The organism is Streptomyces sp. NPDC013457 (genome assembly GCF_043089925.1).
Taxonomy (GTDB): domain Bacteria; phylum Actinomycetota; class Actinomycetes; order Streptomycetales; family Streptomycetaceae; genus Streptomyces.
On sequence record NZ_JBICBL010000010.1, the window covers coordinates 223,882 to 245,054 of the forward strand.

Annotated in this window: 17 protein-coding genes; 8 read left to right on the plus strand and 9 right to left on the minus strand. The window is 73.1% G+C overall.

The genetic code is table 11. From position 1 onward, the window contains the following. Positions 1–642: 642 nt before the first annotated feature. The 3 genes from ACF1G2_RS26780 to ACF1G2_RS26790 all read left to right on the plus strand — a co-directional run bounded on the left by ACF1G2_RS26780 (position 643) and on the right by ACF1G2_RS26790 (position 3,497). Positions 643–1,596: a hypothetical protein gene (locus ACF1G2_RS26780; RefSeq protein ID WP_391800717.1), complete on the plus strand. Its 954-nt coding sequence runs from the start codon at positions 643–645 to the stop codon at positions 1,594–1,596. Between the two features lie 177 nt (positions 1,597–1,773). Next, positions 1,774–2,190: a hypothetical protein gene (locus tag ACF1G2_RS26785; protein WP_391800718.1), complete on the plus strand. Its 417-nt coding sequence runs from the start codon at positions 1,774–1,776 to the stop codon at positions 2,188–2,190. A 185-nt stretch (positions 2,191–2,375) separates the two neighbouring features. Further along, positions 2,376–3,497 carry a hypothetical protein gene (locus ACF1G2_RS26790; protein WP_391800719.1) on the plus strand — a complete coding sequence of 374 codons (1,122 nt, stop codon included), beginning with the start codon at positions 2,376–2,378 and terminating at the stop codon, positions 3,495–3,497. 39 nt (positions 3,498–3,536) lie between these two features. Here ACF1G2_RS26790 and ACF1G2_RS26795 read toward each other — a convergent pair whose 3' ends face one another. The 6 genes from ACF1G2_RS26795 to ACF1G2_RS26820 all read right to left on the minus strand — a co-directional run bounded on the left by ACF1G2_RS26795 (position 3,537) and on the right by ACF1G2_RS26820 (position 10,765). Further along, on the minus strand, positions 3,537–4,295 hold the full coding sequence (locus ACF1G2_RS26795; protein WP_391800824.1) for an ABC transporter ATP-binding protein: 759 nt from the start codon (positions 4,293–4,295) through the stop codon (positions 3,537–3,539). A 65-nt stretch (positions 4,296–4,360) separates the two neighbouring features. Next, entirely contained in the window at positions 4,361–5,359 is a 999-nt protein-coding gene (locus ACF1G2_RS26800; RefSeq protein WP_391800720.1) for an ABC transporter ATP-binding protein, read from the minus strand. Between the two features lie 86 nt (positions 5,360–5,445). Continuing rightward, positions 5,446–6,324: an ABC transporter permease gene (locus tag ACF1G2_RS26805; RefSeq protein ID WP_391800721.1), complete on the minus strand. Its 879-nt coding sequence runs from the start codon at positions 6,322–6,324 to the stop codon at positions 5,446–5,448. Then, positions 6,321–7,274 (minus strand): ABC transporter permease, encoded by a 954-nt coding sequence (locus ACF1G2_RS26810; RefSeq protein WP_391800722.1) that lies wholly within the window; start codon positions 7,272–7,274, stop codon positions 6,321–6,323. The genes ACF1G2_RS26805 and ACF1G2_RS26810 overlap by 4 nt, the downstream gene beginning before the upstream one ends. Further along, positions 7,271–8,905, minus strand: coding sequence for an ABC transporter substrate-binding protein (locus tag ACF1G2_RS26815; protein ID WP_391800723.1), 1,635 nt, complete (start codon positions 8,903–8,905; stop codon positions 7,271–7,273). Before ACF1G2_RS26815 ends, ACF1G2_RS26810 begins: the two co-directional genes overlap by 4 nt. Before the next feature lie 225 nt (positions 8,906–9,130). Next, entirely contained in the window at positions 9,131–10,765 is a 1,635-nt protein-coding gene (locus ACF1G2_RS26820) for an amidohydrolase (RefSeq protein ID WP_391800724.1), read from the minus strand. 99 nt (positions 10,766–10,864) lie between these two features. On the opposite strand from ACF1G2_RS26820, the gene ACF1G2_RS26825 reads away from it, so the two are divergent. Then, positions 10,865–11,560 (plus strand): TetR/AcrR family transcriptional regulator, encoded by a 696-nt coding sequence (locus tag ACF1G2_RS26825; protein WP_391800725.1) that lies wholly within the window; start codon positions 10,865–10,867, stop codon positions 11,558–11,560. Between the two features lie 85 nt (positions 11,561–11,645). Further along, a complete protein-coding gene (locus ACF1G2_RS26830; protein WP_391800726.1) occupies positions 11,646–16,631 on the plus strand; it encodes a CHAT domain-containing protein in 4,986 nt (1,661 codons plus the stop codon). Positions 16,632–16,651: 20 nt separating this feature from the next. Here ACF1G2_RS26830 and ACF1G2_RS26835 read toward each other — a convergent pair whose 3' ends face one another. Next, positions 16,652–16,819, minus strand: coding sequence for a hypothetical protein (locus ACF1G2_RS26835; RefSeq protein WP_391800727.1), 168 nt, complete (start codon positions 16,817–16,819; stop codon positions 16,652–16,654). Further along, positions 16,791–17,504, minus strand: a complete 714-nt coding sequence (locus ACF1G2_RS26840; RefSeq protein ID WP_391800728.1) for a DUF6338 family protein — start codon at positions 17,502–17,504, stop codon at positions 16,791–16,793. Before ACF1G2_RS26840 ends, ACF1G2_RS26835 begins: the two co-directional genes overlap by 29 nt. Positions 17,505–17,989: 485 nt before the next feature. Here ACF1G2_RS26840 and ACF1G2_RS26845 point away from each other — a divergent pair, with 485 nt between their 5' ends. From ACF1G2_RS26845 to ACF1G2_RS26855, 3 genes are all read left to right on the plus strand, one after another. Then, on the plus strand, positions 17,990–19,162 hold the full coding sequence (locus ACF1G2_RS26845) for a BTAD domain-containing putative transcriptional regulator (RefSeq protein ID WP_391800729.1): 1,173 nt from the start codon (positions 17,990–17,992) through the stop codon (positions 19,160–19,162). Positions 19,163–19,531: 369 nt separating this feature from the next. Continuing rightward, positions 19,532–20,269 carry a hypothetical protein gene (locus tag ACF1G2_RS26850; RefSeq protein WP_391800730.1) on the plus strand — a complete coding sequence of 246 codons (738 nt, stop codon included), beginning with the start codon at positions 19,532–19,534 and terminating at the stop codon, positions 20,267–20,269. A 90-nt stretch (positions 20,270–20,359) separates the two neighbouring features. Continuing rightward, positions 20,360–20,740, plus strand: coding sequence for a VOC family protein (locus tag ACF1G2_RS26855; RefSeq protein WP_391800731.1), 381 nt, complete (start codon positions 20,360–20,362; stop codon positions 20,738–20,740). A 44-nt stretch (positions 20,741–20,784) separates the two neighbouring features. Here ACF1G2_RS26855 and ACF1G2_RS26860 read toward each other — a convergent pair whose 3' ends face one another. Further along, complete coding sequence (locus ACF1G2_RS26860) at positions 20,785–20,919, minus strand: hypothetical protein (protein WP_391800732.1); 135 nt, start codon at positions 20,917–20,919, stop codon at positions 20,785–20,787. Positions 20,920–21,173: the final 254 nt, after the last annotated feature.

A 21,173-nucleotide genomic window follows, 5' to 3' on the forward strand; every position in this document is an offset into this window, starting at 1 on the left:
GTGGAGCACAGCGGAGACGAGCGCTGGTCCGAGGAAGTGACCGCGGCGCAAGTCCGACGAGGACGCACTCCCCGCGGCTGCCGGGGGCGTTGCCGCCAGGGCCCGCCCGGCGGGTTCACGCCCTGATGGCACGGATCGCCGGGCTCGACTCGAATGTCGCGTCGCGGACTCGGACGGACACCGTTCCTCCAGAGCCCGGCGAAGTGGATCTCCGTCCGGCGCAAGCCGAGCTGAGGCCGACCGGTGGGCTGTCGATCGCCGTGCCAGTTGCTCGATCAACTGTTTGCCGCGGCCCGCGAGGTCCTATGGACACCACGTTCGACGAACACCGCATAGAAGTCCGACTGTTGGGACCAGATCGTCTGCAGCTGAATGGGCACAGGTGCCGGCGTCCGATCGCGATCGTCTGTTCCGGCGCTTTGGGCCTCCCGGACGACACCAGTGCGGATGCTTCTCCGCGTTGCTTGGCCTCTGGCCTCCGTGTGGGTGCCTTCGTCCCGGTTTGCGCCTTTCCGCCTGGCGCACGAGAGTTGAAGGAGGAGCGCATCGCGCCCACTTCACATCGATCCTCATCCACGTGCAAGGACCTCATCCGACGCGGCCCGATCACGCTTGACCGGGCCCGGGCAGACGGGAACCGCTATGGCCATCAACGAATCAGTGACGGGCAACGACAGCGTGGCAATTACAGGGACTGCCACCCCGGGCGAGCGAACCGTCGGAGTCGGAGGGCGGGGAGACTCCGTAGGCGTCCAGGGCAGGGGCGAACGTTGGCACGGTGTCGAGGGCCTGAGTACCAGCACCATCGGAGGCGCCGGGGTCTACGGCGCCAATTCCGCCGGCGGCGCCGGTGTGGTCGGCGAGACCTCGGGCCGCTTCAACCCTGCCGTGTACGGCAAGCACAGCGGCACGGAAGGCCAAGGAGTACTCGGCGAGGCTGAGAACGGTGCCGGCGCGGCAGGCAAGTCCAAGAACTGGGTGGGGGTTTACGGGGAGTCGACGAGCACCACCGGCGGTAGTGGCGTCTGGGGAGAGCACAAGGGTGCCGGTACCGGCACTATCGGCTTCAGCGCGGAAGGCGTCGGTGTGCACGCCCGGGGAGGCCGCCTCGCCGGCTTCTTCGAGGGAGATCTTGAAGTCACAGGTGATCTCGTGCTCACAGGCGGGGATGTGGCCGAACAATTCGACGTCGCAGACAGAGACGGCGCTGGTGAGATGGTCCCGGGCGCAGTCGTCGTCCTCGACGACGAGGGTGCGCTGGCACCCTGCACACAGGTCTACGACTCGTGTGTGGCGGGTGTGGTGTCAGGTGCGGGAGACCGCGTTCCGGCTCTCGTCCTGGACCGACGGGCGCCCGCGTCGGGCAGCGAGAGCGCCTGCCGTCGAGCCATCGCCGTCGTCGGAAAGGTCTGGTGCCGCGCGGACGCCTCATCGCGCTCCATTCGCGTCGGCGACCTGCTGACGACCTCCTCAACTCCCGGGCACACCATGGCTGCTACCGACAGGGAAGCTGCGTTCGGCGCGGTCCTGGGCAAGGCCCTCACTCCTCTGGCGTCGGGTACCGGCATGGTCCTGGTCCTCGTCGGCCTGGGCTGAGAACGTCCGAACGAGGTCTCGAGCGCCGCCGCTCCAGCGGGCGACGCTCGGAGCCCATCACCGTTGTGTTCTAGATCCGTGTCGAGTGACGGGACAGCCGAAATGCCAAAACTGCGAACGGCAATTCACAGCGCCCGAGACAGAGGAGTGCTACCTCAGTACAGGCCGGATGGAAACGTGCGTCAACTTGTGCGCCGGCTCGATATGCTGGCACCCATCTCCACGCGCCACCTCGTCATGTTCCTGGACAGCCTCCACGTCGTGGGAGAGCCTGAGAATCGTCCCGATGGAGTACGTCCGGAGCCCCCGGCGATCAGGGTGGAGACCGAAGGGTCCGGCGATTCCGCTGTTTTCCTCATCGACGGCACTCGGTTCGCCGCCAATGCCACCGTGACGGTGCGAGTGGTCGACGACAATCTGGCGCAGCGAAACTTCCAGCAAACGGCCGACTCCGCAGGGGAGATGCATATGCGCCAGAGCATTCCGTGCCTATCCGGTCTCCCGTTGCACATCTCGGCGACGGACAGTCGACCGGACCGAAACGATCTCACGGGTGTTCTGTGGAGCAATACCGTCACGCTCCCCTGTCCATAGGCCCCTTCCCCACTTGGGGGGTCCCGGGCCCGCCTTTGTCGGGCCGGCCCGACAAATCGAGGCACGCCATGACATCACTGACTCAGAGTCTCCGCAGGTTCAACCTCTACGCGGCCCCGCGGGTCATCAGCCTCCGCGAAGTCGCCGACAGCCTCGGGGTCGAACAGCCCGTCGCTGTACGCGACGTGCTGCGCCGCCTCGACGAGGTGCCGGTCGAACTGCGCATGGCCGAACCCGTCACTACCGAAACGGCGCTGGGCGGGCGCGTTGAAATGGTCCTGCGCAGCGACGGCACATACAGCTCGATCGGACACATGCGCGCCACCGGATTCCCGTCGTTTTCCTTCCTCGTCTACCCCACCGTGGAGGGTGGCGAAGGTCGATTCCGTGCCCTGGCGGTGCACCAGGGGCGTGTCTTCGGCACAGACACCCCTGGCGACCGTCAGAAGAACTGGGCAGAGGACGGGCGTAATGAGGCCATCCGGCAGAACTGGCTCACCTTCGCCCGCGATGCCCGGCTCACGGTCCGCAAGGAATGGGAAGTGGACGGGGTCCTCGGAACGCTGGGAGACATCGCCACGGCGGTCGCCCAGGTGGTCGGCGTCGCTGCCGTCACGGGCGCCGGAGGCATGGCCGCGGCGCTGGTCATCGGTTCCCAGCTCGGCGAGGCGGCGGGAGAGCCCTGGCCGTTCCCGGCCCTGCCCGTCGGAGTGACGATCGCCTCCGGCGTGCTGCTGGTCTTCGGCCCGGCGGCGATCGTCCCGGCCCTGGCAGCGGGGGCTGCTGCCGAGGGTCTTGTCGATCACCGGCCGCTGTTCGAGGAGGAGGCGGCGTTCGCCGCGAAGGTCTTCGGGCCCACGCTTCCCGATCGGGAGCAGATCATCCTGACCAACCTCAGTGGGCTGGACGATCGAGCCTTCGTCGTCCCAGGTGCCGGCGGCTCGTATTTGGTCAATCTGGGCGACGACTTCGACGACCCGATGGCAGCCAAGGGCGGGAAATACACCGAGCGCGGGCAGATGCTGATCCACGAACTGACGCACGTATGGCAGGCCAGCCGATGGCCTGCCACGACGTACTTCTGCCAGGGCATTTTCGAGAGCACCTACGAACCCGGCGGCGACCCGGGCACGCCGTGGTCGGCGTACGGAATCGAACAACAGGCGACCATCGTCGACCGTTGGTACGCGGCCGACCCGGAGTTCCTCGGGGGCGAGTTCCAGAACCCGCACCCCGACCTGTCCCGCAAGAAGGCCCATCCCTTCGACCACTACATCCACGCCCACATCCGCGCCGGCATCACCTGATACCGCGGCCTCGACGGGGGCTGAACCTCGGCAATGCCCCTAGGAGTCGGGCGTGTCGTGAGGCAGCGGCCCTCCTGACCCAGGGTTCCAGCCGCGACGGGGGACCGAGTCGCGCAGCAGGCGGGTGTAGGGGTCGGCGGGTGCGTCCAGGAGGGCCGACGTGGTGCCCCTCTCCACCACGCGGCCCTGCCTGAGGACCATCACCTCGTCCGTGACGTGCCGGACCACGGCCAGGTCGTGCGTCACGAAGAGGAAGCCGATTCCCGTCTCGCGCCGGATCCGGCCGAGTAGTTCGAGCACCTGCGCCTGGATCGACACGTCCAGCGCCGCCACCGCCTCGTCGAGGACGAGGAACCTCGGCTCGGCCGCCAGCGCGCGGGCGATCGCCACACGCTGGCGCTGACCGCCCGAGAGCCTGCCGGGCAGCGCCGCCGCCTCCCGCTCGCCGAGGCCCACCTGGTCGAGGAGTTCGGCGACGCGGACCCGCCGTGCCGCCGCGTCCGAGGGGACGTGGAGGCGCAGCACCTCCTCCACACACCGTGCCACCGGTACGCGCGGGTCGAGGGAGAGGTACGGGTCCTGGAAGACCATCTGGATCTCGCGGGCCCGCGCCAGGCGCTCGGCCCGGCCGCGGGCCCGCGCCGAGCGGTCCCGGCCCCCGACCTGGACCGTGCCGCCGTCGGGCCGCTCCAGGCCGACGAGCATCCGCACGGTCGTCGTCTTGCCGCTGCCCGACTCGCCGACGATGCCGAGCGAGGCGCCCGGCGCGAGGGTGAACGACACGTCGTGCACGGCCATGTGGTCCCCGTACCGCTTGCGCAGCCCCTCCACCACCAGCTCTTCCGGGCCGTTCGTGGTTCCGCTCACCGTGTGATCCCTTCGTCGGCGCGGTGGCAGGCGGCCAGACCGTCGCCGTGGCGTGCCAGTACGGGTGTCTCCTCCGTGCACCGCGCCTGCGCGTGGGCGCAGCGCGCCGCGAAGGCGCACCCGGGCGGGGCCTCGGCGAGCGAGACGGGCCGGCCGGGGATGGGGCGCGGAGCGGGGGCGCCGGCCTCGATCCGGGGCGTGCAGGCCAGCAGCCCCGCCGTGTACGGGTGGAGCGGCCGGTCGAACAGGGCGTCGGTGTCCGCCGTCTCGACGATCCGGCCCGCGTACATCACGTACACGCGGTCGCAGATCGCCGACGCCAGTTCCAGGTCGTGGGTGACGAAGAGCAGACCCGTGCCGCGTTCGGCCTGGAGCCGGGTGAGGATCGCGATGATCTCGGCCTGCGTGGTGACGTCGAGCGCCGTGGTCGGCTCGTCGGCCACGAGCAGCTCCGGCTCGCCCGCCAGGGCCGCCGCGATCACCACCCGTTGGAGCATCCCGCCGGAGAACTGGTGCGGGTGGCGGCGCAGCGCGCCTCGCGGATCGCGGATGCCGACGGCGTCGAGGAGCTCCTCCGCCCGCGCGAGCGCTGTCGAGGCGGGGGTACCGGCGGCACGCAGGCCCTCGGTGAGGAAGTCGCCGATCCGGCGCAGCGGGTTCACGGAGGCGCGGGGGTCCTGATAGATCATGGCGACCCGCCGGGCGCGCAGCCTGGCCAGCTCAGCGCGGTCCATCGTCAGGACGTCACCGCCTCCCACCCGTACGGCGCCGGCCGTCCGCGCCCTGGCCGGCAGCAGTCCGAGCACGCTGCGGCACGCGACCGACTTGCCCGAGCCGGACTCGCCGACCAGACCGACGGTCTCGCCCGCGGCGACCCGGAGCGTGACGCCGTCGAGGAGCGGCCGGGCCGCCTGCCCGTCCGGCAGCCGGACTCCCAGGCCGTCGATCTCCAGCACGGGTGACCGCCGCGTCTTCGTGAGTCCGACAGGATCCACGTGGCCCACGTTGTCCCTGGGGTTCGTAGGGTTCCTGGGACCCATGGGCCCCATAGGACCTGTGTGGTTCGAGGTGTTCATGGGGTTCACCGCTCCCGCTTCGCGATCCGGTCGGCGAGGCCCTCGCCGACGATGCCGAACGCCACCACGGCCAGGACCACGCAGAACGACGGCGCGAGCGCGGGCAGCATCGCCCCCTGCTGGAGTGCCGCCTGGCCTTCGTTGATCATGGCGCCCCAGTCCGCCGTGGGCGGCTGTACGCCGAAGCCGAGGAACGACAGCGCGGCGAGGTCCATCAGGGCGTACCCGAAGTTCATCGCGGACTGCGCGAACACCGTCGGGGCGATGTTGGGCAGCAGGTGCCGAAGGCAGATCGTCCAGCCCGACCAGCCCTGCACGCGGTACGACTCGATGTACGGCCGGGCCTTCTCCTGGCGGGCTATGCCCCGCACGAGCCGTCCCACGTACGGCGTGTACGCCACCGCCATGGCGATCACCGGCGCGGTCATGCCCGAACCGAGCACGGCCACGAGGAGGATCGCGAACAGCAGCCCGGGAATCGCGAAGGCCAGGTCCATCGACCGGGACAGCAGCACGTCCGCCCAGCCGCCGCGCCATGCGGCGACCAGGCCGAGCAGGGTGCCCAGGAGCGTCGAGACGCCGACCACGAGCAGCGGTCCGAGCAGTCCCGTCCGCGCACCGTGCAGCAGTCGCGACAGGATGTCCCGGCCCGACTGGTCGGTGCCGAGGAGGTGGTCGCCGCCGGTGCCCACCAGGCTCGCCGACAGGTCGAGCGCCTCGGGGTCGTACGGCGCGAGTACGGTCGCGAGCACGGCGACCAGGACGAGCCCGGCCAGCACGACGACGGCGGCCGTGAAGAGCGGCCCCTGGCCGAGGACGCGCAGGGCGCGCAGACCCGGGCGGCGGCGCAGCGCGCCCGGCGCGGGGGAGACAGTGGTGGTCATCGGGATGCCTCCCCGTGGACGGACAGCCGGGGGTCGATCAGCGGTACGAGCAGGTCGACGACGAGATTGACGACGACGAACGCCGTCACGCTCAGCAGGGTGATCGCCTGGACGACGGCGAAGTCCTTGGCCGTCACCGACTGCACGAGCAGCGAACCGATGCCGGACACGTTGAAGGCGGTCTCCACGATCGACGTGCTGATCAGCAGTCCGGCGAGCATCGTGCCGCCGACGGTCACGATCGGCCCCAGGGCGTTGCGGAGCACATGCCGGCGGACCACGGAGGCGCCCGCGACCCCGCGCGCCCGCGCCACCTCGACGTGCTCGCGCCCCATCTCGTCGAGCATGGCCGACCGGGTGACCCGGGCGAGCATCCCGGCGAAGGTGATCGCCAGGGCGAACGCCGGCAGCGTGAGGTGGTACACCCGGTCGGTGAAGCCCTCCGGAGTGCCACCGGGGCCGGGGAACCAGCCCAGTTGGACGGAGAAGAGCGAGACGAGCGCGATGGTGCTCACGAACGAGGGGGTCGCCGTCGCCACACCGGTGCCGAGCAGCACGGTCCGGTCCACGGCCCCGGGCCGCAGCGCCGCCAGGACGCCCGCGGACACCCCGAGGACGGCGACGAGCAGCGCCGCGTACCCCACGAGCACGGCCGTGCCCGGCAGGCGCGAGCCGATGAGCGGGCCGACCTCCTGGTGGAACTGCGCGGAGCGGCCGAAGTCGCCGTGCAGGACACCTCCCAGCCATTTCGCGTACTGGAGCGGAAGCGGGTCGTCCAGGTGGTACTGGCTGCGCAGTGCCGCCACCGCCTCCGGTGTCGCGGGACGGCCGTGCAGCAGGAAGGACACCGGGTCGCCGGGGGCGAGGTGCACGGCGGCGAAGACCAGGACCGACGTGACGAGCAGGACCGTCACCAGGCCGAGGAGCCGGCCCGCGAGATAGCGCGTCATGACCGTGCGGCCCCGATCGTCGCGGCCCAGGGGTAGTACAGCTGCGCGATCCCGGTGGGCGCGCCGGTGACCCCGCTGCCCAGGAAGACCGAGTAGGGGGCTTCGTACAGCGGGATGACGGGGAGCTCGCGTACGGCGATCCTCTGCAGCTCGGCCGTCAGGTCCGCCCGGCGGGCCGGGTCGGGCTCGGCGTTCGCCCGGTCGAAGGCCGCGTCGTACTCGGCGTTCGACCAGTTGCCGTAGTTCCCGACATGGCCGGTGCTCAGGTACTGGTAGAACTCCAGCGGATCGGGCGTGTTGTCGTACCCGTTGGTGATGACCAGGTCCAGGCCCTTGCGCGCCTCGGGGTCGACGAAGATGCTGCTGTACGCCTCCGGGGCGACGGACCTCAGCCGGACGTCGAGCCCGATCTGCCGCCCCGCCGCCTGGACGGCGTTGGCGACGACACTGATCTCCGGCGCGAGCGAACTGGTGACGAGCGTGATCCTCCGCCCGGTGGCACCGGCCTCCTCGACCAGCTTCTTCGCGGCGGCCACGTCGTACACCGGCTCGGGCAGGGCGTCGAAGTAGGCGTCGGTCTTCTCCGGCACGAGCGCCCACGCGCCGCGTGCGGTGGGCGCCTTCGCCGGGACACCGACGCCGCCGGCCGCCGCCTTGACGATGTTCTTCCGGTCGAGGGCCATGGAGAGCGCCCGCCGGACCTTCAGGTCGCCGAGCGGGCCCTTGAAGTCGAGGACGGAGAGGTCGGCGGCAGCCGTGTTGGGGCCGAAGTACACCTTCCCCTTCGTGGTGGACCGCAGCTGGGTCAGCGAGGTGGCGGGCACCATGTAGCCGCCGTCGGCCGTGCCCGACAGGAAGGCGTTGGTGCGCGCGGCCGGGTCCTCGACGAACGTGAAGGTCACCGTGTCGTTCTTCGGGGCCAGGGTGGTGTCCCAGTACCCCGGGTACTTCTTGAGCGTGACGCTCTCGCCCTGGGCCCAGCCGTCCAGGGCGTACGGGCCGGTGCAGTTGACCTTCCCCTTGGGGCCGCCGTAGTCCTTGCCGGCCTTCGTCAGGAAGGCCGCGCTCTCGACGGTGCCGGGGGAGGCCGCCATCAGCTCGTTGAGGAGGACGTCGGGCCGGGAGAGCCGGATGGTCACCTCCAGCGGACCGCTGCTGGTGATGGAGGCGACGTTCCGGAACGCCGACCCCCAGGGCGAGCCGGTCGCCGGGTCCATGTGGCGCTTGAGGGAGGCGACCACGTCGTCGGCGGTCATGCTCGTGCCGTCGTGGAACGTCACGCCCGGACGCAGGGTGTACACCCAGGTCTTCGGATCGGGGTTGTCGTACTTCACGGCGAGCCCGGGCTCGATCTTCAGGTCGGGGGTGACCCGAAGGAGCTGCTCGCACACGTTGGCGAGCACGGTGTTGGGCGGGTAGTCGTACGCGAGGGCGTAGTCGAGGGTGTACGGCTCGGCGTACAGCGACCAGGTGAGCGCGCCGATCGCGCCCTTCGCGGCGGGGGAGGTGGGGGTGACGGTGTAGGCGGCGCCGCCGCCGGATCCGGATCCGGTCGCGCCGGAACAGCCGGCGGTGACGGCCGCGACGGCGGCGGTGCAGACGAGCAGTGCGGTGGCTCTGGAGATGCGCAAGGAGACCCACCCCTTACGGGTGTAGTGACGGGCGCTGGGGGATGGAGCGTGGTGCGGAGCACGGTGTGGTGCGGGGCTGCGGTGGAGCGGCGTGGGGGTGGTGGAGCGGCGTGGGGCTGGTGGAGCTCGGTGAGGCTGTGCGGGGCGCCGGGCCGACGGGCCGGATGGCGAAGGGCCGACGGACCGTGACGGGAGGGCGTGAGGGCGGCGGGCCGCCGGGTGCCGTCAGGCCGTGTGGACCGGCGTGCCGCCGACGTACGTGCTCAGGACCCGCGCCTCGGCGATCTCCTCCGGCGGCGCGGTGAAGATGTCGCGGTCGAGGACGACCAGGTCGGCGAGCATGCCCGGGAGCAGCGCGCCGGTCTCGTCGAGCCGGTTCACGTGCGCGGAACCGGCTGTGTAGGCGGCGACGGCGGAGGCCAGGTCGAGGCGCTGCTCCGGCAGGAAGACCCGCTCGTCGGTCGTGCCGGGCTCCTTCCGGTTCACCGCGACATGGATGCCCGCGATCGGGTCGGGGCTGGAGACGGGCCAGTCGCTGCCGGCCGCCAGGGTGGCCCCGGCGCGCAGCAGGGAGCCGAACGGGTACTGCCAGGAGGTCCGTTCGGGCCCGAGGAACGGGATCGTCAACTCGTCCATCTGCGGCTCGTGCGCGGCCCACAGGGGCTGGATGTTGGCGATGGCCCCCAGGTGGGCGAACCGGTCCAGGTCGTCGGGGTGGACCACCTGCAGATGGGCGAGGTGGTGCCGGTTGCCGCGCCGGCCGTTCGCCTCCACCGCGGCCTCGACGGCGTCGAGGGCCTCCCGTACCGCGCGGTCGCCGAGCGCGTGGAAGTGCACCTGGAAGTCGAGGGCGTCCAGACGGGTCACGTACGAGCGCAGCGCGACCGGGTCGACGAAGCTGAGCCCCGAGTTGGCCGTGGCGCAGCCGCATCCGTCGAGGTACGGAGTCGTCATCGCGGCCGTGAAGTTCTCGGCGACGCCGTCCTGCATGATCTTGACGGAGCCGGCCCGGAACCGCCCGTGGGTCAGCTCCTTGCGGCGGGTGACGAGGTCGTCGATCTGCTCGTCCCCCCGTTCGCGGTCCCACCACAGCGCCCCGGCGACGCGGGCGGTGAGCGTCCCGGCGCGGGCTGCCGCGAGATAGGCGTCGGAGGGGTCGGGGTGGCCGCCGTACATCCCGAGCATGGCGTCCTGCCAGCCGGTGATGCCGAGCGAGTGGAGCAGCCTCTGCGCGCGCAGCAGCCCGGCGAGCCGGTCGGCGGCGGAGCTCGGCGGGACGAGCCGGGAGACCAGCCCGGTGGCGCCCTCCTGCAGTGTGCCGCTCGGGGTGCCGTCGGGCTCGCGCTCGATCCGCCCGTCGGCGGGGTCGGGGGTCTCCCGGGTGAGCCCGGCGAGTTCGAGGGCGCGGGTGTTCGCCCACGCGCCGTGGTGGTCGCGGTTGACGAGGTAGACCGGCCGGTCGGGGACGACCGAGTCGAGCAGCTGCCGGGTGGGCAGGCCCCCTTCGAAGCTCTCCATCGACCAGCCGCCGCCGGTGATCCACGGCCGGTCCGGGTGGGTCTCGGCGAACTCCCGGATCCGGGTCAGGTAGTCCTCGACGCCGACCGTGCCGGTCAGATCGCACTCGGCCAGCTCCGTCCCGGCGAACACGGCGTGGACGTGCGCGTCCTGGAAGCCGGGAAGGAGCAGCTTCCCCCGCAGGTCGACGACTTCGGTGCCCGGCCCGATGAGTTCGCGCACCTCGTCATGTCCGACGGCGGTGATGCGCTCGCCGGTGACGGCGAGACTGCTCGCCCGGGTGCGGGCGGGATCGCCGGTGTGGACGGGTCCCTGGGTGAAGACCAGATCGGCCTTGGTCATGGGGATGCTCCAGAACGGGAGAAGGAGGGGTGCCTGGTGAACGCACATGGAACTGGGCGAGCCGTTTACACGTCAATGGTGTTGTCATAAGGTGGCCGCATGGTCGAGCGAGTGGTCCCGGAAGGGCAGCGGCGGCGCCGCAGGCCCACCAGACAAGGCGCCGTCCTCTCGGAACGGCTGATCATCGAGACCGCGCTGCGGCTCGTCGGTGAGCACGGCGCGGACGCCCTGTCCGTACGGCGGCTCGGCGCCGCCCTCGGGGCCGACCCCAGCTCCCTCTACCGCTACTTCCGCAACACCGACGACCTGCTGCTCGCCCTGGCCGACGAGTTCGTCGGACGGGCGCAGGAGGGCTGGCGGGCGACCGGCGACTGGCGGGCGGACCTCCGCGACATGGGGCTGCGGATCCACGCCGTCTACCTCGCCAACCCGCAGGCGGCGCTGCTCGCCGCACACCGGACGACGGGCCGCGCCCACGAGACGGCGGCGGTGGAGACGATCCTCGGCATCCTGCGCGGGGCCGGCTTCCCCGACGCGACGGCCGTGCCGCTCTACCACGCCTTCGTCGACCAGGCCCTGGCCTTCGCGGCGCTGGACGCCGCCGCGCTCGCCCTGCCGGACCCCGCGCGCGTGGCCGACGAGGAGGTGTGGCGCGCCTCGTACGGGAGGCTGCCGCCGGAGACCCACCCGCACATCGCGGCGACCTTTCCGCTGCTCGCCGCCGACATGCGCGGCAGCGGCTACCCCTTCGCCCTGGACCTGATGCTGGACGCGGCGGCGGCCCGGCTTCCGTAGCCGTGGTCGCCCGGGGAACTCCCCCTCCGCTGGGCTACGTTGGCCTCCGAGGACGAGAACTCCGACGGGGGAGCGGCGACCAGCGATGAACGTCGAAGCGACGGCTCAGCGGATGATGGACCGGGTCTTACGGGTCGACCACGACCCCGGCGCGTTGCGCTGGTTCCTGACCGACGAGGCCGCCGCGACGGCCGACGACATACGCCGCGCCGGGACGCTGCCGGACGGGAACGTCCCGCTCGTGGCCGTCAACGCGATCGGATACTACGAATGGTGCCGCCACCTCGCCGGCGAGGGCGCGGACATGGCGGCCCTCGGCTCCGCCGTCCTCTGCTTCCTCGACGTCCACCGCGCCTCGCCCACCCACGTACCGCCCGTCCTCGGCCCGGTCCTCGCGCTGCTCGCGGGCGAGCCCGGCGGAGCGGAGGCGGACCCCGGCGACGCGTACCAGGCGGGCGCCGGAATCCTCGCCCTCTACACCCGCCACCGCCACCCCGGGCCGCTGCCCGCCGCGGCCGCGCTGCTGCGCCACGCCGTCGCCGGATTCCCCGACGGCAGCGCGGAACAGGGCACCTGCCTCTCCGACCTCGGTCTGACGATGCTGTACGGATTCCGGGACGGCGGCGGTCCCGAGATCCTCGCCGAGGCCGTCCGGCACAGCCGCGCCGCCGTGTCCGCAGCGCCCGGTGAGCGGGTCGAACAGGCCCGCAGGGCAGGCAACCTGGGGCTCGTCCTGAACCACGCGGCGGAGGCCACGGGGGACTCCGCCGTCGCGCGGGAGAGCGTCGACGTGCTGCGCCGGACCGTGCAAGGGAGCCGACCGGGCGATCCGCACCACGCCCTGCACCTCGCCCTGCTGGGCACCGCACTGCTGAACGCCGCCGCACAGCTCCGCGACCCCGCTCTCCTCCCCGAGGCGGTGGACGCCCTGCGCCGCTCCACCGCCGCTGCCCCGGACCAGCCGCCGCCGGCCGCCCACCTGAACGATCTCGGGATGGCGCTCGTCACCCTCTCGATGGCGCCCGGGGACGCTCTCGGCGGGCAGGACCGCACCGCGCTCCACGAGGAGGGCATCGCCACCTGCCGACGCGCGGCCGCGGTGGCGGACAACCCCGTCGAGGGCTCCCTCTACCTCGCCAACCTGGCCCACGCCCTCAACGGCAGCACCGTCAGCGCCCGGAACCTCTCTGCCCTCGACGACGCGCACAGCGCCGCGCGTGACGCCCTGGCCGCGGCCCCGCCCGGTCACCCGGCCCACACCCACGCCCAGTTCGTCCTGGCCGAGGTCCTGCGCTCCCGGTACGCCGAGACCGGGGTCCTCGCCGAGCTGGAGGCCGCGATCGGGTTCGCACGCGGTGCGCTGGACGCCACCGGGAGCGACGACCGGCACCACACGGGCCGCGCCCTGGAGCTCGCCGCCCTGCTGCGCCTGCGCGCCGACGCGCTCGGCGGCCCGTGGGGCGATCTCGGCGAACCGTCCGGTGCGCTCGGCGGCCTGTCCGGCGCGCTCGCCGAACCGCTCGCTCTGCTGCGCGGGCTCGCCGCGGACACCCCGCCGCGGTCGGCCGAACGGGCCCGGGTCCTGCTCGAACTGGCCAGGACCCTGGACGCGTCTGCGGACGGGACGGGGGAGACCGCCGAAGCCGCCGCGGCGGAGGCGGAACGGACCTTCCGGGAGGCCCTCGCCCTCACGGAGGCGGCCGAAGGGGACACGACGGGCGTGACCTACGCCCTCGGGCACGCCCTCGCCTGGCGCTTCACCGACCGCGCCCGGGCGGACGGCGCCCCCGACCCGGGCGCCGAGGAGAAGCGGAGCGAGGGCATCGCCCTGATCCGGCGGGCCCTCGACCTGCTGGGCGACGACGACCCGCGACGCGCCGAGTACCTGTCCGCCCTCGGCGGCATCCACCTGCAGCGCGCCACCACGACGCGGGACCCGGACGGGCACGCGGAGGCCGTGCGCGTCCTGCGCCTGGCCGTGGCGGCCGCGGCGCACCCCGGTGGCCACGACAGGGTGGTGGCCAGCTCCAACCTCGGCGTCGCCCTGGTGAGCCTCGGCGCCCTCACCACCGACGAGGCGCTGCTGGCCGAGGGGGTGCGGGCGCACCGGGACGCCCTCACCGCGACCGCACCCGACGACCACTACCGCGCACACCGCCTCGGGAACCTGGGCGACGCCCTGGAGGACCTCGGCCAGATCCGCTCGGACTCCGGCCTCGTCACGGAGGCCGTCGACGTGCTGCGCGAGGCGGTACGGATCTCGGGGCCCACCACACCCGGCAGGGGCGAGAACTTCTCCCGCCTGGGCGCCGCCCTGCGCTCCCTCTCCCGCTTCACCGGCGACGGCGCCCCGCTCGAAGAGGCCGTCCACTGGCACCGCCAGGCGGTCGCCGTCGCCGAGGAGACCGGCCCCCACCGGACCGACACGTACGGAACGGGCACACGCCACACCTCCGAGGCGCGCGCCCGCTCCGGCCTCGCCAACGCACTCGCCGAACTGCACCTGCGCACCTACGACGAGGACCTGCGCGACGAGGCCCTGGCCCAGTACCGCGCCGCGCTCGCGAGCCCCCACGATCCCGGCGAGCGCCACGCCCTTCTCACCAGCTACGGCACCGCGCTGTGCGGCCGGGCCGCCGACACCGCCGACGACACGCTCATGGGCACCGCGATCGGCATCCTGCGGGAAGCCGCCGCCGTCGTCCCGGCCGACCACAAGGGGCGGGCGGGCGTCCTCACCAACCTGGGCTTCGCCCTCACCCGTCGCTCCCGGCTCACCGGCGACCGCCGATGGCTCGACGAGGGCGTGGACGTCCTGCGCCACGCCGTCCGGCAGAGCCCGCCGACCTCCTTCGAGCGCGCCGCCCACCTCTCCAACCTCGCCGAGGCGCTACGGATCCGGTACGAGGCCACGCACGACCGGACCGCCGCCGACGAGGCGGCGGGGCTGCTGCGCGAGGCGGTCTCCCTCGCGGACGGCGAGCGGCACGGCAGGGACATCGCACGCGTGAACCTCGGTGTCCTGCTGCACCGCACCGCACTCGGCGGCCCGAGCGACGCCACGGACCCGGGGCTGCTCGCCGAGGCGAGGCGCGTCCTGGAGGAGGCCGTCGCCGGGCTCGACGACCGCCACCCCCGGCGGACCGTGGCCCTGATCAACCTGGCCGCCACGAGCATGATCACCGCGGAGGTGGCCGAGGACCCGGCCGATCCGGCGCTCGCGCCCGTACTCGCCCGCGGGGCGGAGGCGGCCCGGGAGGCACTCGACCGGCTTCCCGAGGACCACCCCCACCAGGCCCACGTCCAATGGGTCCTGGCCCGTACCCAGTTGGCGCGGAGCCGCCTCGCCGACGCGAGCGTCGGCCCGCAGGAGCTCGCCGAGGCCGTCCGCCTCGCCCGGCAGGCCGCCCGGAACCCGGTCGCCTCCGTGGCCAAGCGTCTGCTCGCCGCCCGCACCTGGGGCGAGGCGGCCGTCGCGGCCGGCCAGGACGCCGAGGCGCTCGGCGGCTACACGTACGCCGTCGGTCTCCTGCCCCGCCTCGCGCCGCGCGGTCTCGAACGCGCCGACCAGGAGGACCGGCTGGTCGCCGGCACGGGACTCGCCTCCGACGCGGCCGCGCTCGCGCTGCGGCAGGACGACCCGGAGGCGGCGCTCACGCTCCTCGAACAGGGGCGTGGCGTGCTGCTCGCCCAGAACCTGGAGGCGCGAGGCGACCTCTCCCGGCTGCGAACGGCCGACCCCGCCCTGGCCGCCGAGTTCGAACGTGTCCGGGACTCCCTGAGCGCCGGACCGCCCCGCCCCGCGTCGTCCACCGGTCTCGGACCCGCCGAACCCACGTACACCGGGCACGAGGCCGGGCTGCTCGCCGAGTCACGGCACTCCCTCGCCCGGACCTGGGACGAGCTCCTCGACCGGATCCGCCGGCTGCCCGGCCTCGGAGACTTCCTGGCCGCGCCGCGCGTGACGGAGCTGATCCGCGCGGCCTCCGGGGGCCCGGTCGTGGTGGTCAACGTCAGCCGGTACCGCTCCGACGCACTCGTGGTCACCGCCGACCGGGGCATCGAGGTCGTCCCGCTGCCCGCCCTCACCCCGGCCGACGTCCTCGACCGGGCCACGGCGTTCCTCACGGCCGTCGACGACGCCTACGGCGACCAGGGGAACCGCCAGGCCTTCTCCGCGATGGGGTCGCTGTCGGAGACCCTGGAGTGGCTGTGGACCGCCGTCGCGAAGCCGGTCCTCCACCGTCTCGGCCTGCACGCCGCGCCGCCCGACGACGCGTCGTGGAGCCGGCTGTGGTGGTGCCCCACCGGATGGCTGGCGCTGCTGCCCCTCCACGCGGCGGGCCGCTCCGACGCCGGAACCCGGTCGGGACCGGGCGCCGGCGAGAGCGTCATGGACCGGGTCGTCTCCTCGTACACCCCGACGCTGCGCGCGCTGGACCGCGCCCGGCAGGCGCCCTCGGGCACCGCCCCGGCAACGCCTGTTCCGCTGATCGTCACCCTCGCGGACACCCCCGGAGCCCCGTCCCTGCCCGGTGCCTCCCAGGAGGCGAAGCTGCTGCGGAAGCTGTTTCCGGCGCACCTCGAACTCGCCGGTCCCGCCGCCACGGTCGACGCGGTGCGGCAGGCGCTGCCCGCCCACCCGTGGGTCCACTTCAGCTGCCACGGGGTCAGCGAGCCGGACAGGCCGTCCGAGAGCGGCCTGATCCTCCACGACGGGCGGCTCACCGTCCGCGACGCCGCCGAGCAGCGCCCGCGCGAGGCCGTCCTCGCCGTCCTGTCGGCCTGCTCCACCTCCCAGGGCGGACTCACGCTGCCCGACGAGTCGGTGCAGCTGGCCTCCTCGTTCCAACTGGCCGGGTACCCGCATGTGATCGGCACGCTGTGGCCCGTCGCGGACAAGGTGGCGACCCGGCTGACGGAGGAGCTGTACACGGCCCTTGCCGACGACCTCACGCGCGGCCGCCCGATCGACCCCGCGACGGCGCTGCACCGCCCGGTGCGCGAGCTGCGCCGGCGCCTCGCCCGCGCCCCGCACCTGTGGGCCGCGCACATCCACACCGGGCCGTGACGGAGGTGCGGCGACGCGGCTCAGTCCTGCGCCGTCGCCCCGTCGCCCACCGCCGTGCCCGACGGCGCCTGCGGCACGTCGTCGGGCTCCGGCGCCTCGTCGGACGGCCGGTACGTCCGACGCCCGGAGAACTCGGCGATCACGTCCTCCCAGTCCTGCTCATCCGACGGTCGGTGAGGCTGCGTCATCTTCCGTTCCTTCCCTCTGCTCCCGTGTCCGCTGCTCCGGCGCGACCGGCGGTGTCGACCGTGCCGAGGGCGGCAGCAGCACTTCCAGTACGTCGATGTCGGCGGCCCGCAGATAGACCCCGCCGGTGTCGGGGACCTTCCCGAGGAACGTGCCGTCGGGCGCCATCCGGTACTGCGACTGGAGATAGACGTCGCCCGGCTGCGGGTACGCGGAGACCGCCGATCCGGATCCCAGCCAACCACCGACCCACAGACCGTTCTTGAGGCGGGCCCGGACGAAGCATGAGCCCCGGTCGCGGAAGAGCGCGTCCCAGGCCGTCGGCGTCGGCTCGTACCGCGCCCGCCGCCGTCGCCGGTCCCGTACCGCCTCCGCCCAGGCGATCCCCGACGGCACCACGACCACGAGAAGCAACGCGGCCACACCGGCCTCCCGGGGGCGTTCGAGCATCCCGGCGACCGGGCCCCGGCCGTCCCCCGTGAGCAGCCGCACCAGCCACGGGCCCGCGGCCACCGCGTAGACGGCGTCGAGGAGCGCCCCGGCCGCGATGGCCCGCACGATCCGGTTCTGCGGCTCCTGCTCCGCCGCGACCGCCCCGCGCAGATGCTCCCGTACGGCCTGGTAGAAGACCCCGGGCAGCACCAGGACCAGCAGGATCGTCAGCTGCTGCACCGTCCCCGGAACCATCGCTCCCTCCTCCCGTCCGCCGCTCCACGAACTCCCCGGCTCACACCGTACGTCGGTGATCCATCGCGCGACACGTCGATCCGGCCACGGTCCGCCCCGCCGTGTCGAAGTGGTCGTGAGGCGTGGGTATTCCGGGAGACCCGGGTCGGTCAAGATCGCTAGGATGACGGGGGTTCGCTGCGCCCGGGGGAGACCACCGTCGTGAAGATCGTCCTGCTCGGTCCCGTCGAGGCCCTGACCGATTACGCGTCGTCGGTCGACATCGGAGGACTCCGGCTGCGGATGCTGCTGGCCCGGCTCGCCCTGGAGGGCGGCCGGCCCGTGCTGGCGGACACGCTCGTCGACGGCCTGTGGGGGGCCGACTCCCCGGCCGAGGTGGGCAACGCCCTCCAGGCGCTGGTGTCCCGGCTGCGCAAGGCCCTGCGGGGCGTCGCCACGCTGGAGTCCGTCGCGGGCGGCTACCGCCTGTCGTACGCGACGAGGACGTGGACGCCCACCGCTTCGAGGAGCTGGCCGCACGCGGCAGGCGCGCACTGGCGGCCGGGCGTGCCGACGAGGCCGCCGCACGGCTCGGTGAGGCCCTCGCTCTGTGGCGGGGTCCGGCGCTCGCCGACGTCCTGGACGCCCCCTTCGCCCGTACCGTCGCCGTCCGTCTCGACGACGTGCGGGCCGCTGCGGCCGAGGACCGCTTCGAGGCCGAACTGCGTCTCGGACGGTACGCCGAGGTCCTCAGCGACCTCGAATCAGCCGGTGCCGAGCGCCCGTTGAGCGAGCGCATCGCCGGTCTGCGGATGAAGGCGCTGTCGGCCGCAGGCCGTCAGTCCGACGCGCTCGCCGTGTACGAGGAGATCCGCGGCCGGCTCGGCGAGGAGCTCGGCGTCGATCCGTCCGCCGAACTCCAGGACGTCCATATGGCGCTCCTGCGAGGCGAGTTGACCTGCCCCGCCGGCCGTTCCGAGAGCGCGGCGCCGAGCCGCCTTCCGGCCCGGCTGACGAGCTTCGTCGGCCGCGACCGCGAACTGGACCGCGTCGCCGCCCTGTTGTCCTCCTCCCGGCTCGTCACCGTCGTCGGCTTCGGCGGCGCCGGCAAGACCCGGCTCTCCCTGGAGGCCGCGGCCCGCCACCGCGCCCACGAGCGCGGCCGGGTCTGGTTCGCGCCGCTCGCCCGTGTGAGCCCGGGGGGCCGGCTGGCCGACGCGGTGCTCGGCACCCTCGGCTCCAAGGACGGCCGCGTCTACGGCGGAGTGCGCGGCGGGGGCGCGACGCCCGTCGACCGGCTCGCCGAGCTCTTCGAAGGCGGCGAGGCCCTCCTCGTCCTCGACAACTGCGAGCACGTCGTCGAGGCGGCTGCCGGACTCGCCGGGGAACTCCTCGAACGGCTGCCGCTGCTGAGGATCCTCGCCACCAGCCGCGAGGCCCTCGCCATCACCGGCGAGGCCCTCTGCCCGCTCGGCCGCTGGACCTTCCGGACCCCTCCCAGGAGACGGCCGAGGCCCGCGACGCGGCCGCGGTGCGGCTCTTCGTCGACCGGGCCGTCGGAGTCCGACCCGACTTCACGCTCGACGACGCCACGGCGGACGCCGCCGTCGAGATCTGCCGCCGCCTCGACGGCATGCCCCTCGCTCTCGAACTGGCCGCGGCCAAGCTGCGCTCGATGAGCGTGGACCAGATCGCGCGCCGCCTCGACGACCGCTTCCGGCTCCTCACCTCGGGAAGCCGCACCGCCCTGCCCCGGCAGCGCACCCTCCTCGCCCTCGTCGAATGGAGCTGGGACCTCCTCGACGAGCCCGAACGGCTTCTGGCCCGCAGGCTGTCGTTCTTCCCCGGCGGAGCCACCGTCGCCGCCCTCGAGGGAGTCTGCGCCGACGACGCCCTCCCGGCCGAGGACGTGGTGTACGTACTCGGCGCCCTCGTCGAGAAGTCGCTCGTGATCCCTCACCGAGCAGGGAGACCTGGAGAGCGGAGCCGCGGCACGCGCCGCGGCCCTGCGCGGCTTCGAGGAGGTCGGGGACCGCTGGGGGCTGCTGATGAGCCTGCTCCCGCTCGGCCGCGACCATTCGCTGCGTGCCGAGTACGGGCCCGCCCTCGCGGTGTTCGAACGGGCCGTGGCGATCAGTTCGGAGCTGGGCACGGAGGAACACCTCACCTGGACCAAGTTCCGTCTCTCGCAGGAGCGGTCGCGCTCAGGTGACCACGAGGGCGCCGTGCGCGACGTCCACGCCGCCCAGCGCCTGGCCAGGGATCGCGGGCTTCGCCGCATGGAGGTCGGCCTCCTGCCCCAACTCGCCTACGCTCACCGCGTCGCCGGCGAGTTGGACCTGGCCGATGAGGCCCTGGACCGGATGGAGGCCGTCGTGCACCGGCTCCCGTATCCGGAGCAGACGAGCCGGGACATCGTCACCGCCGGCAGGATGGCGAACCTGATCACCGCCGGAGCGCCCGAGCGGGCCAGGGCCATGCTGCCCAGGGCGGTGCGCGGTTACGTCGCGCGAGGCGACACCGACGGGATCACATGGGTCGCGGAGCAACGCGCGCTGCTGATCGCCCTGGAGGGCGATCCGGTCGGCGCGGCCACGGCCCTGGGGATGACGAGGGCGATCCGAGGCGCGTTCGACTTCGGTGATCCGGAGTTGCGCGCCCTGGCCACCCAACTGACGCAGACGCTGGGCGAGGCCGCGTACACCGAGGCCTACGGCCGTGGCGCGGCCCTCCCGAGGCCGCAGGCGCTGGCGCTCGTGACCGAGGAGGGCGCGGACGGCGCGTGACGGAAGGGGGCCGAGGACATCACGGGAAGGCATGCTCGCGGCCCCCTGCCGTCCGGCCGGAACGGCGGCCCGCTCCGTACACTGACGGGCATGGCATGCCGCATCACTGAGCTCGTCATCGACTGCGCGGATCCGGAGCGGCTCGCCGCGTTCTGGAGCGAGGTCCTCGGCTACGTCGAACGCGCCCGCGAGGACGACGGGAGCATCGAGATCGGGCCTCCCGACCCGGACGGGGCGGGGCCCACCCTCGTCCTCAGCCCGAGCTCCGACCCGCGGACCGGGAAGCTCCCCCTGCACTTCGACGTCAACGCCACCGACCGCGACCAGGAGGCCGAGCTGGAGCGGCTGCTCGCCCTCGGCGCCCGCCCCGCCGACGTCGGTCAGAGCGGCGCCGAGAGCTGGCACGTCCTGGCCGACCCCGAGGGCAACGCGTTCTGCCTCCTGCGCTCCCGGGTCCGGCCCGCCCTCTGACCCACGGCGGTCCGCCTTCCCCCTCCCCCCGACGGGGCGGGCCGTCACTCCGCCCGGTCTGCGGTGGGCCGGTGCGCGAGTGCGACGAGGGCGATCCGGACGTCCAGGTCCAGACCGTCCACGGCGGCCGTGGTCCCGTACCTCTTGACCAGGCCTTCGGCCCGGATGGCGTAGGTCATCGTCTCTCCTCGTGCTCGACCGGCACGTCACACGGTGTGCGGCGGCGCTGACAGCACGCTGATCGTCGGGTGACAGCGGGAGCGCACGGCTGGATCACGACATCTGCCGAGCCGGGCCTTCCGGTTCTTTCGGCCCCGTGAGCCGGCCAACACCGATGCGCCGTCCGGTCGTTGGCGTGGCCAGTCGCCGGAGCGCGGTCACCGGTGATCACCGCCCGGGGGATCCCGGGGCCGTTCGCGTCTGTGCCCCCGGC